Raw genomic sequence first — 15,774 nt, forward strand, 5'->3', positions numbered from 1 at the left:
GTCCGTTCGGAGCAATCTCTACATGACAACCACCACGACCAAGGCTCCCAAGCAGGTCGCCATCAACGACATCGGCTCGGCTGATGACTTCCTGGCCGAGGTCGAGAAGACCCTGAAGTTCTTCAACGACGGAGACCTCATCTCCGGCACCGTCGTGAAGATCGACCGCGACGAGGTCCTCCTCGACGTCGGTTACAAGACCGAGGGTGTCATCCCCTCGCGCGAACTCTCCATCAAGCACGACGTCGACCCCAACGAGGTCGTCGAGGTCGGTGACGAGGTCGAGGCCCTGGTTCTCCAGAAGGAGGACAAGGAAGGTCGCCTCATCCTGTCGAAGAAGCGTGCGCAGTACGAGCGCGCCTGGGGCGACGTCGAGAAGATCAAGGAGTCCGACGGCGTCGTGACCGGTACGGTCATCGAGGTCGTCAAGGGCGGTCTGATCGTCGACATCGGCCTCCGCGGCTTCCTCCCGGCGTCGCTCATCGAGCTGCGTCGCGTCCGCGACCTCACGCCGTACCTCGGTCAGGAGCTCGAGGCGAAGATCCTCGAGCTCGACAAGAACCGGAACAACGTCGTCCTCTCGCGCCGCGCGCTGCTCGAGCAGACGCAGTCCGAGTCCCGGACCACGTTCCTCAACAACCTCCACAAGGGCCAGGTCCGCAAGGGCATCGTGTCGTCGATCGTCAACTTCGGTGCGTTCGTCGACCTCGGCGGCGTCGACGGTCTCGTCCACGTCTCCGAGCTCAGCTGGAAGCACATCGAGCACGCCAGCGAGGTCGTCGAGGTCGGTCAGGAAGTCACCGTCGAGATCCTCGAGGTGGACCTGGACCGCGAGCGCGTGTCGCTCTCGCTCAAGGCCACGCAGGAAGACCCGTGGCAGGTCTTCGCCCGCACCCACGCGATCGGCCAGATCGCACCGGGCAAGGTCACGAAGCTCGTGCCGTTCGGTGCCTTCGTCCGCGTTGCCGACGGCATCGAGGGCCTCGTGCACATCTCGGAGCTCTCGAACAAGCACGTCGAGCTCGCCGAGCAGGTCGTCTCGGTCAACGACGAGGTCTTCGTCAAGATCATCGACATCGACCTCGACCGTCGTCGCATCTCGCTCAGCCTCAAGCAGGCGAACGAGGGCGTGGACCCGGAAGGCTCCGAGTTCGACCCGGCGCTCTACGGCATGCCGACCGAGTACGACGACAAGGGCGACTACAAGTACCCGGACGGCTTCGACCCGGAGACGAACGAGTGGCTCGAGGGCTTCGACACCCAGCGCGAGGAGTGGGAGCGTCAGTACGCTGCCGCCCAGTCGCGTTGGGAAGCCCACAAGGCGCAGGTCGCGAAGACCATCGCCGACGAGGCGCAGGGTGGCTTCGACCTCCCGGCGACCGCTTCGTCGTCGTCGTCCTCGACGTTCGCGACCGAGTCGAACGGTCAGGGCACCCTGGCCGACGACGCCTCGCTCGCAGCGCTCCGCGAGAAGCTCAGCTCGACCAACTGATCGAGCGGCGCAGCCGTACCGGAAGCCCGGCATCCCTGAGAAGGGGTGCCGGGCTTCCGGCCGTTCCGGAGGTGGCGGGTCGGTAGCCTGTCGGTGTGCGCATCATCGGTCTCACGGGCGGCATCGCCGCGGGCAAGTCCACCGTCTCCGGCCGCTGGGCCGAGCACGGCGCGGTCGTGGTGGACGCCGACCGGCTGGCGCGCGACGCCGTCGCTCCCGGCAGCCCGGGCCTCGCGCAGGTCGCCGAGCGGTTCGGCCCCGGCGTCATCGCCCCCGACGGTTCGCTCGACCGGCCGGCACTCGGCGCGATCGTGTTCGCCGACGCCGCGGCGCGGAAGGACCTCGAGCGGATCACCCACCCCGAGGTCTGGCGTCTCGCCCAGGCGGCGTTCGACGCAGCCGAGGCAGCGGACCCGGACGCCGTCGTGGTCTACGACGTGCCACTGCTCGCCGAAGCCCGGGGGAGCCGGCCGCTGCGGTTCGACGCGGTCGTGGTGGTCGATGCTCCCGCTGCCCAGCGGATCGAGCGGCTCGTGGAGCACCGCGGCATGCCCCGCGACGAAGCCGAGCGCCGCGTCGCCGCCCAGGCGAGCGATGCCGACCGCCTGGCACTGGCCGACCACGTGGTGGACGCCACCGGCACCCTCGCCGACACGATCCGATCCGCCGATAAGGTCTGGGAGCGCATCGGCCGATGAAGCACCGGGTGCTCCTGGTCCTCGCGGCCGTCCTCCTCGTGGCGATCGGCGCCGCTTCGCTCGTCGCGGCGAACGTCCTCGGTGGCGATCGGGTCGCGGAGCACGGCCGGGTGTCCGCAGCCGACCGACCGCGCGGCGACGAGCACGGTCCGGTCGGCGAGTTCCACCGTTTCCGCCTCGGCACGATCAACGGGCAGCGGCTCGAGCCGAACCGTGACGACTTCGCGGCACGCACCGACTCCGGCGGCCCGCTGCTGCTGTTCCTCCCGGCGACCCGAGCCCGGCCCGCTGACTACCAGCTGTTCCTGTCCGCGGCGCTGCGCGACGGGTACCACGTGCTCGGGCTCGACTACTGGAACCTCGGCAAGACGCTGTCGGGGACGTGCGAGGCGGATCCGCACTGCTACGGGCAGGTGCAGCGGAACCGGTTCGACGGCACCCGGCCGTCACGGTTCAGCTCGGTGCAGCCGGCCGGTTCGATCGTCTCGCGGTTCCGTGACGCGATCGCCTACCTCGACGACCACGACCCGGACGGCGGGTGGGGACGGTTCGTCCAGGGCGACTCGGACATCGCCTGGCAGGACATCGTGGTGGCCGGGCACTCTCAGGGCGGTGGAGAAGCTGCGTACATCGCGCACATCCGGCCGGTGCAGGGCGCGCTGATGTTCTCCTCGCCCGTGGAGTCGTTGGGCAGCGAGCACGCGGCCTGGATGGACCGCCCGGGGCGGACACCGGTCGCCCGGATGTACGCGATCGACGACGTGCGCGACGTCTTCGGCCCCCGGATCCGCGGCTCCTGGAAGGTGCTCGGGCTCGACGGTCCCGACGGACCGTTCCGGACCGACACCGCGCCGCCCGGACCCGACGAGGACCCGCACGCGATCCTCACCGACATCGCGGTGGGGTCGCCGGCCGAGTCGCACTCGCGCACGATCAAGGACACGACCCCGATCGGCCGCGACGGGCTCCCGCGGATGGAGGCACTGTGGCAGTGGCTGCTCCACCGCTTCCCCTCGGACCCGTCATAGGATCCCGCAATACTCTGAGTCCGTGCAGCAAGCAGGCGAACGACCCGACTTGCGCTCGACCATCCGTGCCCGCGCGGCGCAGGACGGGGAGCGCACCTACCTCGAGGACGCGCGCAGTGACCGCGTCCTGACCTACCGCGCGCTCGAAGACGCGGTGTCCGCGTGGTCGTCGACCTTGGACGCGATCGGGGTCGCGCCGTCCGGGGCGGTCCTGGTCGACCTCGCCGACCCGCTCTCGTTCGCGGTCGTGCACCTCGCCGCCCTCGCGACCGGTCGGCGGGCGATCCCCGTCGACACCGGACAGCCGACCTCGGAACCCGGCCGTCTTGCGGACCTGATCGGCGGCGCCTCGCTCGTGGTGTCGGACCGCGCCGTGGACGCGACCGTCCCCGGGGCACCGGCGAGCGGGATCGACGCGGCCACGTTCCTCCCGGCAGCCGTCCGCGACGGCGACCTGCCGTCGAAGAACCCGGGCGCACCCGGCGAGGGGTCCGTCGTGCTCTTCACCTCCGGCTCCACCGGTACCCCGAAGGGCGTCGAGCTGCCCGAGTCGCAGCTGCTGTTCGTGGCCCGGTCCGTGGCGCAGCACAACCGCCTCACGCCGGAGGACCGCGGGTTCAACTCCCTCCCGCTCTTCCACGTGAACGCCGAGGTCGTCGGGTTGCTGGCGACCCTCGTGGCCGGCGGGACCCTCGTGCTCGACCGGCGGTTCCGTCGCACCGGCTTCTGGGAGCTGCTCGCCGAGCGCCGGATCACCTGGCTGAACGCGGTCCCGGCGATCCTCGCGGTCCTCGCCAAGACCGGTCCGCTCGACTTCCCCGAGGGCCTCCGGTTCGTCCGCAGCGCCTCCGCTCCGCTGCCCGATCCGGTGCGGCAGGCGCTCGGCGACGTCCCGCTCGTCGTCAGCTGGGGGATGACCGAGGGGGCGTCGCAGATCACCGCCACGCCGCTCGGTGCACCCGCACGCGTCGGGACCGTCGGCGTGCCGGTCGGGTCCGAGGTGCAGGTCCGGGGCGAGGACGGCACGGTGCTGCCTGCCGACGAGGTCGGTGCCCTCTGGATCCGCGGCGAGGGCATCGTCCACCGCTACCTCTTCGGTCGCGCAGCGGAGCGGTTCGACGCGGACGGCTGGTTGAGCACGGGCGACGTCGGATCGGTCTCGGCGGACGGCTGGGTGTCGCTCGCCGGTCGCTCGGACGACGTCATCAACCGGGGCGGCGAGAAGGTGTACCCCTCCGAGGTGGAGGACGTGCTGCTCGGCGACGACCGCGTGCTCGAGGCCGTGGTCGTCGGACGGCCGCACGAGGTCCTCGGCGCGGTGCCGATCGCCTACGTGATCCCGCAGCCGGACGAGGCCGTGGACGCCGAGGCCCTGGTCGCCGACCTCACCGCGCGTGCCGAAGCGCACCTCACACGGTTCCGCCGTCCGGTCGAGATCGTCGTCGTGCCCGACCTGCCGCGCGCGCCGACCGGCAAGGTCCAGCGGGCGAAGGTGCGGACGATGGCCGAACACCCGTGACCGACGCCGCCACGCCCACCGCCGACGCCGCCACGCCCACCGCCGACGCTACCGACCGTCGGGTGCAGACGCCGACCCGCACCTCCGAGGGGAAGCCGCGGCACCTCTACGAGGTCGACGTCCTCCGCATCCTGACCTTCGCCTGCGTCATCGGCGTGCACACCACCAGCCACACGGTGGCCGCCGACGACGTCCCGCTGAACGCCCTGCTCGGCCTGCTCCACTTCACCCGCCTGGTCTTCTTCTCGCTGACGGCCTTCGTGCTCGTCTACAGCTACACGCTCCGACCGCGGCCGATGGCGCAGTTCTGGCCGAAGCGCTTCCTGCTCGTCGGCGTGCCCTACCTGGCGTGGTCGTTCGTCTACGTGGCGTCGTCCTGGCTCCTCAGCGCCACCCGCCGGGGCGACGTGCCCGACCTCGTGCGCACGTACGCCGAGGGCATCGTCACCGGCGTCTCCTGGTACCACCTCTACTTCCTGCTCGTGACGATGCAGGTGTACCTGCTCCTGCCGGTCATCGCGTGGCTGGTCCGGAGGACGCGCGGCCACCACGTCGCGGTCCTCGCCGTGACGCTCGTGTTCCAGCTCGTGGTCTTCGCCGGGTACAAGTACTTCCCCGCCAGCGACGCGTGGATGCACGGCTACCAGAAGCAGTTCTTCTTCTCGTACGTGTTCTTCATCGTGTCCGGCGCGATCGCCGCCGACCACGCGGATGCCTTCCTCCGGTTCATCCGGGTGCACCGCCGCGCCGTCCTCTGGGGCTTCGCGGGCGTCGGCGCGCTCACCCTCGGCGTGTGGTGGCTGCAGGTCGGTCTCGGGCAGTCGCTCTACGCCGCCGGCACGCCCCTGCAGCCCGTCCAGGTGCTCTGGAGCAGCGCCGTGTTCGTCGGGTTCCTGGCGATCGGCGCGCGCTGGGCGGATCGGCGCCGGCGCGGGAGCGCGCTCGCCCGCGTCGTCGACCACGGCTCGGACCGGTCGTTCGGCATCTTCCTCAGCCACCCGTTCGCGATCTGGATCCTGCTGTACGGCGACAGCTGGCTCGAACGGGTCGTGCCCCAGCCCTGGCTCACGCTGGTCACCTATGTGCTCGTGCTCGTGCTGTCGGTGGCCGTGACGGAGCTGTTCCGGTGGACGCCGTTGAGCGTGCCGCTCACGGGGCGGCCGTCGTTGTCGTCGCGTGGGCAGCGGGCGGCGCGGGCGCGGAAGCGGGAGACGGCTGCTCGGGGTGCGGGTGCCGGTGCCGTGCCGGTGGTCGCCCCGGAACCGCGGGTCGAGCCGGTCGAGCCGGTCGAGCCGGACGATGCGCTCGTGGGGGAGACGGACGACGTCGGGCCGCGGTCGACGCGCTGAGCGCGTCCGTCGATGGGGCGTCGCCCGCACCGCGTGGGGACTGGAGGCACGGGTCGGGCTGGCACCGCGCCTCCCGTCGTGCGCAGTGTCGGACGGGAGGCGCGGGTCGGCCTGGCACCGCGCCTCCCGTCCGCAGCGTGCAGCGGTCGTCGCGACGCGGATCAGCCGGCGTGCTGCTCGGCCTTCGGGACGCCGATCTCGAGGACGCCGTCCGTCATCGTGAGCCGCTTCGGCTTCATGAACCACGCGACCACGGCCGCAGCGGCGAGCAGCACGCAGGAGAGGGCGAAGGGCAGCTGCCAGCCGGAGGCGTCGATCAGCGCGCCGAACACGATCGGCGAGATCACGCCGGCGATGCCGAAGCCGGTGTTCATGAACCCCGACGCGGTGCCGGACCACTGCGGGGCGACGTCCATCGGGATGGCCCAGAGGTTGGCGTTGCAGAGCTCCAGGAAGAAGAACGAGAGGGCGAGCGAGATCGTCGCGACGACCAGACCCTGCCCGATCACGAGGGGGACGAGGCAGACGAGGGAGCCACCGAGGCCGATGACGAGGACGATCCTCCGGGCGTTCCGGCTGTCGCCGCCGCGGTGGATGATCCGGTCGCTGAGCATCCCGCCGACGGTGTCGCCGACGACACCGGCGAGGAGCACGAGCGTGGTGAAGAGGGCGAACTGGCTGATCGGCAGGCCGTAGGTGTCGCTGAGGAACGTCGGGATCCAGGTGAGGAACACCCAGAGCACCCAGCCGTACCCGAAGTCGACGAAGGTCACCGGGGAGATCTGCCGGGCCAGCGTGCGCCACGGGACGGGCGGCCGGGTGGCGCGGGTCTCGACGGGCGGGAGCTCGTCGAGCTCGACCTGCTGGATGCCGGCGGTGTCCTCGGGCTTGTCGCGGAACCAGACGAACCAGACGATCGCCCAGGCGATGGACAGGACGGCCGTCGCGAAGAAGGCCCACCGCCAGCTGCCGGTCGCACCGATGACCCAGGCGACGAGGAGCGGTGCGAGGGCGTTGCCGAGGCGCGCCGCGGAGTGCACGACGCCCTGTGCGAAGCCGTTGCGGTCGCGGGGGATCCAGCGGCTCATGGCCTGGGTGGCGGCGGGGAACGCGGCCGCCTCGCTCAGGCCGAGGAGCGCGCGGGCGGCGAAGAGCGTCCAGAAGCCGACCGAGAACCCGGTCCAGAGGGTGGCGACACCCCAGATCACGGTGATGACGAACAGGGCCTTCCGGGGACCGAACTTCTCGGCGATCGTGCCGCCGAAGACCTGCAGCAGGGCGTAGGGGAGTGCGAAGGCGGAGACGATGAGCCCGGCGGTCGTCTCGTTGAAGCCGAAGTCCTCGGTGATGTGGGGGAGCGCCGTGGAGATGTTGGTGCGGTCGATGTACGAGATCGCGTACATGCAGCACAGCAGGATGAGCACTCGTCCGCGGATGCGTCCGCGGAACGGGGTGCCCTTCGTCGGTGCGGCGGGGGTCGCCGTCGTCATGGGGGGCCTCTTCGGGGAGTGAGAGCGAGTCGGGTTACTGAACGGATCGGAGGCTATGCCGGGTCCCTATCAGCGGTCTCGGAGCGTGCTTGGCGTGGACGATACGCCGAGGGCGAGCAGACGGCTCCGGTGTCAGGGGTGCCGACTACCGTGGTGGGCATGGCAGTGTCAATCGAGCCCACGCGCGCGGTCCGCCCGTTCGAGGTCATCAGCGAGTACTCGCCGAGCGGCGACCAGCCCGCGGCGATCGCCGAACTGGCCGGTCGCATCAACGCCGGTGAGACCGACGTCGTGCTGCTCGGTGCGACCGGTACGGGCAAGTCGGCGACGACCGCGTGGCTCATCGAGCAGGTGCAGCGGCCGACGCTCGTGCTCGCGCACAACAAGACCCTGGCGGCCCAGCTCGCGAACGAGTTCCGGAGCCTGCTGCCGAACAACGCCGTCGAGTACTTCGTCTCGTACTACGACTACTACCAGCCCGAGGCCTACGTCCCGCAGACGGACACCTTCATCGAGAAGGACTCCTCGGTCAACGCCGAGGTCGAGCGGCTCCGGCACTCGACGACGAACTCGCTGCTCAGCCGGCGCGACGTCGTGGTGGTCTCGACGGTGTCCTGCATCTACGGCCTGGGGACGCCGGAGCAGTACATGAACGCCTCGGTCGCGCTGCACGTCGGTCAGACGATCTCCCGCGACCAGCTCGTCCGCAAGTTCGTCGCGATGCAGTACCAGCGGAACGACGTCGACTTCGCACGAGGGACCTTCCGGGTCCGCGGCGACACACTCGAGATCATCCCGATGTACGAAGAGCACGCGATCCGCATCGAGATGTTCGGCGACGAGGTCGAGGCGCTGTCGTACCTGCACCCGCTCACCGGCAACGTGATCGAGGACATGCCCGCAGTGTCGATCTTCCCGGCGTCGCACTACGTCGCCGACACTGAGGTCATGCACCGGGCGATCGCCACGATCAAGGACGAACTCGCCGAGCGCCTGGCCGAGCTCGAGGGGCAGGGCAAGCTGCTCGAGGCCCAGCGGCTCCGGATGCGCACCACGTTCGACATCGAGATGATGGAGCAGATCGGCTTCTGCTCCGGCATCGAGAACTACTCGCGCCACATGGACGGCCGTGCCGCGGGGGAACCGCCGCACTGCCTGCTCGACTTCTTCCCGGACGACCTCCTCATCGTGATCGACGAGTCGCACGTCACCGTGCCCCAGATCGGCGCGATGTACGAAGGGGACGCCTCCCGCAAGCGCACGCTGGTCGAGCACGGCTTCCGCCTGCCGAGCGCCCTCGACAACCGACCGCTCACCTGGGAAGAGTTCCTCGAACGCTCCGGCCAGAAGGTCTACCTGTCGGCGACCCCGGGCCGCTACGAACTCGGTGTGACGGACAGTGTCGTCGAGCAGATCATCCGCCCGACGGGCCTGGTCGACCCCGAGATCGTCGTGAAGCCGAGTGACGGCCAGATCGACGACCTGCTCGAGGAGATCAACCAGCGCGTCGAGAAGGACGAGCGCGTCCTCGTCACGACGCTGACCAAGCGCATGGCCGAGGAACTCACCGACTTCCTCGGCAACGCCGGCGTCCGGGTCCGGTACCTGCACTCCGACGTCGACACCCTCAAGCGCGTCGAGCTGCTGACCGAACTGCGCCAGGGCGTCTACGACGTGCTCGTCGGCATCAACCTCCTGCGCGAGGGGCTCGACCTGCCCGAGGTCTCGCTCGTGGCGATCCTCGACGCCGACAAGGAAGGCTTCCTCCGCTCGTCGACGTCGCTCATCCAGACAATCGGTCGTGCCGCCCGCAACGTCTCGGGCCAGGTGCTGATGTACGCCGACAAGATGACCGACTCGATGAAGACCGCGATCGAGGAGACCGACCGTCGCCGCGAGAAGCAGGTGGCCTACAACACCGAGCGCGGCATCGACCCGCAGCCGCTGCGCAAGAAGATCGCCGACATCACCGAGATCCTGGCGCGTGAGAACGACGACACGAAGGCGCTGCTCGAAGGTCGCCCCGGAGCGGACGGCCGACGCTCGCCGACGCCGAACCTCAAGCGCGGCGGGATCGCCGGCGAGGGGGCGATGCAGCTCGAAGCGACCATCGGCGACCTCAACGAGCAGATGCTGCAGGCGGCGGCCGAGCTGAAGTTCGAACTCGCCGCACGGCTCCGCGACGAGGTGCAGGACCTCAAGAAGGCGCTCCGCCAGATGGAGTCGGCGGGCCATGTCAGCTGACGCCGGCGCGCGCGCCGCGCGCGACGGGTCTCGTCGCACCGTCGTCGTCACCGGTGCGAGTGCCGGCCTCGGGTACTTCGCCGCGGAGCAGCTCGCCGCCGCCGGTCACCGCGTCGTCCTCGCGACCCGCAGCCGCGAGCGCGCTGCGGCGGCCGAGCGGAGCATCCGTCGCCACGTGGACGGCGCCGACCTCGCGCACGTGCACCTCGACCTCGCCGACCTCGACAGCGTGCGGGCAGCCGCCGACGAGCTCGCGGCGCTGCAGCCGGAGGGTGTCGACGCGATCGTGAACAACGCCGGCGTGGTGGGCGCGAGCACGATGCAGCGGACGGCCCAGGGCACCGAGCTGCAGGTGGGCACGAACCACCTCGGGCACTTCGCCTGGACGGCGCTGACGCTCCCACTGCTCGACCGCCGCGCGGGGCGCGTGGTGCACCTCGGGTCGATCGCACACCGGTGGGCACGGCTCGACCCGTCGGACCCGCTCGGCGCGAGCCACTACTCCAGCTACCGCCAGTACGGGCGGAGCAAGCTCGCGGTCATGCTCTTCGGCTTCGAGCTCGCCGAACGCCTCGCCGATGCCGGGTCACCGGTCTCCAGCGTCGTCGCGCATCCCGGGTTCTCGCTCGACCTGCTGTCACCCGAGCGTCCCGACGTCGCATCGTCCCGATCGGAGCCGGCGTGGACCCGTCCGGCGCAGCGGCTGTACGCCCAGGGCAAGGACGCCGGCGCCGACCCGCTCGTGCACGCGGCGATCGCCGACGGCGTCCGGTCCGGCGAGTACTGGGGGCCGTCGGGCTGGATGCAGCTCCGGGGGCCGGCAGCGGTCGTCCGGGCCGAACCGCGGGCCCACGACCGGGCCGAGGCCGCCCGGCTCTGGGTGGCGAGTGAGCGTGCCGCCGGGGTCGCGTTCGCTCTCGACGCACTCGTCTGACCGTCCATCGCGGCCGAATGTCGGTGCCGCTTCGTAGAATCGACGACGATGACCATCACCTCTGACCGCGGAACCTCGACGTCGGGCCGGAATGCCTTCGGCGAGCCCGTAGACCTCCACATCCCCGGCGGCACGGCACCGCACAGCACCTCCACGCTCAGCGTGCGCGGTGCCCGCGTGCACAACCTGCGCGACGTCGACCTCGAGATCCCACGCGACTCGCTCGTCGTGTTCACGGGTCTGTCCGGATCCGGCAAGTCCTCGCTGGCGTTCGACACGATCTTCGCCGAGGGACAGCGCCGCTACGTCGAATCGCTGTCTGCGTACGCGCGCCAGTTCCTCGGGCAGGTCGACCGCCCGGACGTTGACTTCATCGAAGGGCTCTCGCCCGCGGTCTCGATCGACCAGAAGTCGACGAACCGCAACCCGCGATCGACGGTCGGCACCATCACCGAGGTCTACGACTACATGCGTCTGCTCTGGGCGCGCATCGGCATCCCGCACTGCCCCGTCTGCGGTGAGGTGATCAGCAAGCAGAGCGTGCAGCAGATCGCCGACCAGCTCATGGAGTTCGAGTCGGGCACGCGGTTCCAGGTGCTCGCGCCCGTCATCTCCAAGAAGAAGGGCGAGTTCGTCGACCTCTTCCAAGAACTGGCGGCGTCCGGCTACGCCCGCGCGATCGTCGACGGAGAACGCATCCAGCTCAGCGACCCGCCCAAGCTCAAGAAGCAGGTCAAGCACGACATCTCGGTCATCGTCGACCGTCTCGTCGCGAACGAGGACATCCTCGGGCGTCTGACCGACTCGCTCGAGACGGCACTGCGCCTGACCGACGGCACGGTCGCGATCGACCTCGTCGACGCCGAGGGACCCGGTGCGGTCCGGACCTACTCCGAGAACCTCTCCTGCCCGAACAACCACCCGCTGGCGCTCACCGAGATCGAGCCGCGCACGTTCTCGTTCAACGCGCCGTTCGGCGCGTGCCCCGAGTGCTCCGGCCTCGGTACCCGCATGTCGGTCGACCCGGACCTCGTCCTCGGCGACCCCGAGGCGTCCCTGCGCGACGGCGTCCTGCTGCCGTGGACGGGCACGAGCGGGCTCTACTCCTACTTCGAGAAGCTCCTCGCCGGCCTCGGCAAGGACCTCGGGTTCGACCTGGACACCCCGTGGAACCGTCTCGACGCCTCGGTGCAGGCAGCGATCCTCACCGGTAAGGACTTCCAGGTGTCGGTGTCCTGGCGCAACCGGTTCGGCCGCGAGATGCGGTACACGAGCGGGTTCGAGGGCGTCATGCCCTACATCGAGCGCAAGTTCGCCGAGGCCGAGTCGGACTCGCAGCGGCAGCGCTTCCAGGGCTACCTGCGCGAGGTCCCCTGCCCGGTCTGCGACGGCACGCGCCTCAAGCCCGAGGTCCTCGCCGTGACGGTGGACGGCCGCAGCATCGCCGACGTGACGGACATGTCGCTCGACAACGCGTACGGCTTCATGGAGAGCCTCACCCTCACCGAGCGCGAGGCGCACATCGCGGCCGCCGTCCTGCGCGAGATCCGGGCGCGGCTCGAGTTCCTGCTCGAGGTCGGTCTGAACTACCTGACGCTCTCCCGTGGCGCGGGCGGGCTCTCCGGCGGCGAGGCGCAGCGCATCCGTCTGGCCACCCAGATCGGGTCCGGACTGACCGGCGTGCTCTACGTCCTCGACGAGCCGAGCATCGGGCTGCACCAGCGCGACAACCGGCGGTTGATCGACACCCTGGTGAAGCTCAAGGACCTCGGCAACACGCTCATCGTCGTCGAGCACGACGAGGACACGATCCGCACGGCGGACTGGGTCGTCGACATCGGCCCCGGCGCGGGTGTGAACGGCGGCAACGTCGTCCACTCCGGCTCGTACGAGGGGATCATCGAGAACCGCGAATCGATCACGGGCGACTACCTGGCGGGCCGACGTGCGATCGAGGTCCCTGCCGAGCGTCGCACGGTGAACCTCAAGCGCACGATCAGCGTGCAGGGTGCGCGGGCGAACAACCTCAAGTCGATCGACGCGGACTTCCCGCTCGGGGTGTTCACCGCGGTCACCGGGGTGAGCGGGTCGGGCAAGTCGACGCTCGTCAACGACATCCTCTACAAGGTGCTCGCCAACCAGCTCAACGGCGCACGGCACATCGCGGGCAAGCACACCCGCGTGAAGGGGCTCGACCAGCTCGACAAGGTCGTGCACGTCGACCAGGCGCCGATCGGTCGGACCCCGCGGTCCAACCCGGCGACCTACACGGGCGTGTTCGACCGGATCCGGCAGCTCTTCGCCGAGACGCCCGAGGCGAAGGCGCGCGGCTACCAGCCCGGTCGCTTCAGCTTCAACGTCAAGGGCGGTCGCTGCGAGAACTGCTCCGGTGACGGCACGATCAAGATCGAGATGAACTTCCTCCCCGACGTCTACGTCGCGTGCGAGGTCTGCGGCGGTGCGCGGTACAACCGCGAGACGCTGCAGGTGCACTACAAGGGCAAGGACATCTCCGAGGTCCTCGACATGCCGATCAGCGAGGCAGCCGAGTTCTTCGAGCCGATCTCCGCGATCCACCGGTACATGGCGACGCTCGTCGACGTCGGGCTGGGCTACGTCCGGCTCGGGCAGAGCGCAACGACGCTCTCCGGGGGCGAGGCGCAGCGCGTCAAGCTCGCCACCGAGCTCCAGCGCCGGTCGAACGGCCGGACGGTCTACGTCCTCGACGAACCGACCACCGGTCTGCACTTCGAAGACGTCCGCAAGCTGCTCCTCGTGCTGCAGAGCCTGGTCGACAAGGGCAACACGGTCATCACGATTGAGCACAACCTCGACGTCATCAAGTCGGCGGACTGGCTGATCGACATGGGACCTGAAGGTGGATCCGGCGGCGGGACGGTCCTCGCGACGGGGACGCCCGAGCACGTGGCGAACGTGCCCGAGAGCCACACCGGGGTCTTCCTCAAGGAGATCTTCGATGCGCAGGACGCGCGGGTCGGCAAGGAACAGGCGGTCGGCGCACGTACGGCCAGCCAGAAGCGGCTGAAGGCGAAGCAGAAGGCGGGTGCTCGGTAGGTGGCGGACACCGTCCCGTGGCGTCCGAAGGCGGGGGAGATCCCCACTGATCCGGGCGTCTACCGCTGGCGTGACGAAGCCGGCCGGGTGCTCTACGTCGGCAAGGCGAAGAACCTCCGTGCCCGGCTGAGCAACTACTTCGCACCGCTGCCGACGCTGCACGAGCGCACCCGGCGCATGGTGCTCACGGCACGGAGCGTCGAGTGGACGACGGTCGGTTCCGAGATCGAGGCGCTGCAGCTCGAGTACACGTGGATCAAGGAGTTCGATCCGCCCTTCAACGTCAAGTTCCGGGACGACAAGTCCTACCCGTACATGGCGATCACCCTGGGCGAGGAGTCGCCCCGGGTGATGGTCACCCGGAACCGGAAGATCAAGGGCGCGAAGTACTTCGGTCCGTACCCGAAGATCTGGGCGGTGCACGACACGATCGACCTGATGATCAAGGTGTTCCCGATCCGCACCTGCTCGGACTCGTCGTACAAGAAGGCGATGCAGACCGGCAAGCCGTGCTTCCCGGGGCAGATCGGCAAGTGCGGCGGCCCGTGCTCCCAGAAGGTCACGATCGCCGAGCACCGCGCGCTGGTCGAGGAGTTCGTGCGCTTCATGGCGAGCTACGACCGCCGGGTGATCACGCAGCTGCGGCAGCGCATGGCCGCTTCGGCCGACGCGATGCAGTACGAGCAGGCCGCGAAGTTCCGCGACCAGGTCGGCGCGCTCGAGGCCGTGCTCGAGAAGTCCGCGGTCGTGCTCCGCGACTCGGTCGACCTCGACCTGTTCGGCATCTCCGAGGACGAGCTCGCCGCGGCGGTGCAGCTGTTCTCGGTGCGCGGCGGGCGCATCCGCGGTGTGCGCGGGTGGGTCGTCGACAAGGAACTCGACATCTCGACGGGCGACCTCATCGAGCAGATCGTGCAGGGACAGTACGCGACGGGCGAGGAACCCCCGCGCGAGGTCGTCGTGCCGGAACTGCCGGAGGACGCCGAGGCGCTGCAGCAGTGGCTCAGCGAACGCCGTGGCGGTCGGGGCACCAAGCTCAGCACCGCGCAGCGGGGTGACCGGGCGGGGCTCGCCCGGACCGCGGCGCAGAACGCTGCCCAGGCGCTCATGCTCTACAAGACGAAGCGCTCCGCCGACTACACGACGCGGTCCGCGGCGCTGGCGGACATCCAGGACGCCCTCGGCATGACCGAGGCACCGCTCCGCATGGAGTGCTACGACATCTCGCACCTGCAGGGGACGAACGTCGTCGCGTCGATGGTCGTGTTCGAGGACGGGTTGCCCCGCAAGGACCAGTACCGGCGGTACTCGATCGCCGAGACCACCGACGACACCGACAGCATGCACCAGGTGCTGTCCCGCCGGCTTGCGCGCCTCGACGAGGACGCCGAGCTGCCGGATGTCCCCGACGTCACCAGCGACGAGGTGGTCGAGGGGTCGAAGCCGACCAAGCGGTTCGCCTACCGGCCGCAGCTGCTCATCGTCGACGGCGGGCAGCCGCAGGTGCAGGCGGCGAAGCGCGCGATGGACGAGGCCGGGGTGCACGACATCGCGCTCGTGGGCATCGCGAAGCGGCTCGAGGAACTCTGGTTGCCGGACGACGACTTCCCGGTGATCCTGCCGCGCAACTCCGAGGCGCTGTTCCTCATCCAGCGCATCCGTGACGAGGCACACCGGTTCGCGATCACGCACCAGCGGACCCGGCGCAAGCGGGACGTCCGGTCGCGGCTGTCCGAGATCCCGGGTCTCGGCCCCACCCGGGTGAACGCGCTGCTGAAGCACTTCGGGTCGGTGGCGCGGCTGCGCGAGGCGACGGCGGAGGAGATCGCCGAGGTGAACGGCGTCGGGCCGGCGACGGCTGCCGCCGTGGTCACGAAGCTCGCGCAGACGCCGACGAGCGCGCCGGAGGCCGCCGGCGCCCCGACGCCGACGAGCGCGCCGGAGG

10 protein-coding genes are annotated in these 15,774 nt (G+C 69.9%); 9 read left to right on the forward strand and 1 reads right to left on the reverse strand.

Features of this window, described 5'->3' with window-relative positions; translation table 11 throughout:
- Positions 1 to 22 precede the first annotated feature (22 nt).
- The 5 genes from rpsA (at position 23) to HWD93_RS08215 (ending at position 6,086) form a co-directional block, all read left to right on the forward strand.
- On the forward strand, positions 23 to 1,492 hold the full coding sequence (gene rpsA, locus HWD93_RS08195) for a 30S ribosomal protein S1 (RefSeq protein ID WP_070416219.1): 1,470 nt from the start codon (positions 23 to 25) through the stop codon (positions 1,490 to 1,492).
- 95 nt (positions 1,493 to 1,587) lie between these two features.
- Positions 1,588 to 2,190: a dephospho-CoA kinase gene (gene coaE / locus HWD93_RS08200; RefSeq protein ID WP_071296297.1), complete on the forward strand. Its 603-nt coding sequence runs from the start codon at positions 1,588 to 1,590 to the stop codon at positions 2,188 to 2,190.
- Positions 2,187 to 3,218 carry a hypothetical protein gene (locus tag HWD93_RS08205; protein WP_229084957.1) on the forward strand — a complete coding sequence of 344 codons (1,032 nt, stop codon included), beginning with the start codon at positions 2,187 to 2,189 and terminating at the stop codon, positions 3,216 to 3,218. The genes coaE and HWD93_RS08205 overlap by 4 nt, the downstream gene beginning before the upstream one ends.
- 22 nt (positions 3,219 to 3,240) lie before the next feature.
- Positions 3,241 to 4,737: an AMP-binding protein gene (locus HWD93_RS08210; protein ID WP_261646536.1), complete on the forward strand. Its 1,497-nt coding sequence runs from the start codon at positions 3,241 to 3,243 to the stop codon at positions 4,735 to 4,737.
- Positions 4,734 to 6,086, forward strand: coding sequence for an acyltransferase (locus HWD93_RS08215; protein ID WP_261646537.1), 1,353 nt, complete (start codon positions 4,734 to 4,736; stop codon positions 6,084 to 6,086). The genes HWD93_RS08210 and HWD93_RS08215 overlap by 4 nt, the downstream gene beginning before the upstream one ends.
- Positions 6,087 to 6,247: 161 nt before the next feature.
- Here HWD93_RS08215 and HWD93_RS08220 read toward each other — a convergent pair whose 3' ends face one another.
- On the reverse strand, positions 6,248 to 7,576 hold the full coding sequence (locus tag HWD93_RS08220) for an MFS transporter (protein WP_229084952.1): 1,329 nt from the start codon (positions 7,574 to 7,576) through the stop codon (positions 6,248 to 6,250).
- Between the two features lie 171 nt (positions 7,577 to 7,747).
- On the opposite strand from HWD93_RS08220, the gene uvrB reads away from it, so the two are divergent.
- The 4 genes from uvrB to uvrC form a co-directional block, all read left to right on the forward strand.
- The gene (gene uvrB, locus HWD93_RS08225; RefSeq protein ID WP_070419051.1) at positions 7,748 to 9,820 is read left to right on the forward strand and encodes an excinuclease ABC subunit UvrB; all 2,073 of its coding nucleotides are present in this window, start codon (positions 7,748 to 7,750) and stop codon (positions 9,818 to 9,820) included.
- Positions 9,810 to 10,754, forward strand: coding sequence for an SDR family NAD(P)-dependent oxidoreductase (locus HWD93_RS08230; protein WP_229084951.1), 945 nt, complete (start codon positions 9,810 to 9,812; stop codon positions 10,752 to 10,754). Before uvrB ends, HWD93_RS08230 begins: the two co-directional genes overlap by 11 nt.
- 48 nt (positions 10,755 to 10,802) lie before the next feature.
- A complete protein-coding gene (gene uvrA / locus HWD93_RS08235; protein WP_261646538.1) occupies positions 10,803 to 13,829 on the forward strand; it encodes an excinuclease ABC subunit UvrA in 3,027 nt (1,008 codons plus the stop codon).
- A partial coding sequence (gene uvrC, locus HWD93_RS08240; protein WP_261646539.1) for an excinuclease ABC subunit UvrC occupies positions 13,830 to 15,774 on the forward strand: 1,945 nt, incomplete at its 3' end.

The organism is Curtobacterium sp. C2H10 (assembly GCF_025407985.1).
Taxonomy (GTDB): domain Bacteria; phylum Actinomycetota; class Actinomycetes; order Actinomycetales; family Microbacteriaceae; genus Curtobacterium.

Bases quoted from the DNA above. Each gene is read 5' to 3' on its own strand.
- rpsA (WP_070416219.1), top strand. From the start codon at position 23: ATGACAACCACCACGACCAAGGCTCCCAAGCAGGTCGCCATCAACGAC.
- HWD93_RS08230 (WP_229084951.1), top strand. From the start codon at position 9,810: ATGTCAGCTGACGCCGGCGCGCGCGCCGCGCGCGACGGGTCTCGTCGC.
- HWD93_RS08205 (WP_229084957.1), top strand. From the start codon at position 2,187: ATGAAGCACCGGGTGCTCCTGGTCCTCGCGGCCGTCCTCCTCGTGGCG.
- uvrA (WP_261646538.1), top strand. From the start codon at position 10,803: ATGACCATCACCTCTGACCGCGGAACCTCGACGTCGGGCCGGAATGCC.
- HWD93_RS08220 (WP_229084952.1), bottom strand. From the start codon at position 7,576: ATGACGACGGCGACCCCCGCCGCACCGACGAAGGGCACCCCGTTCCGC.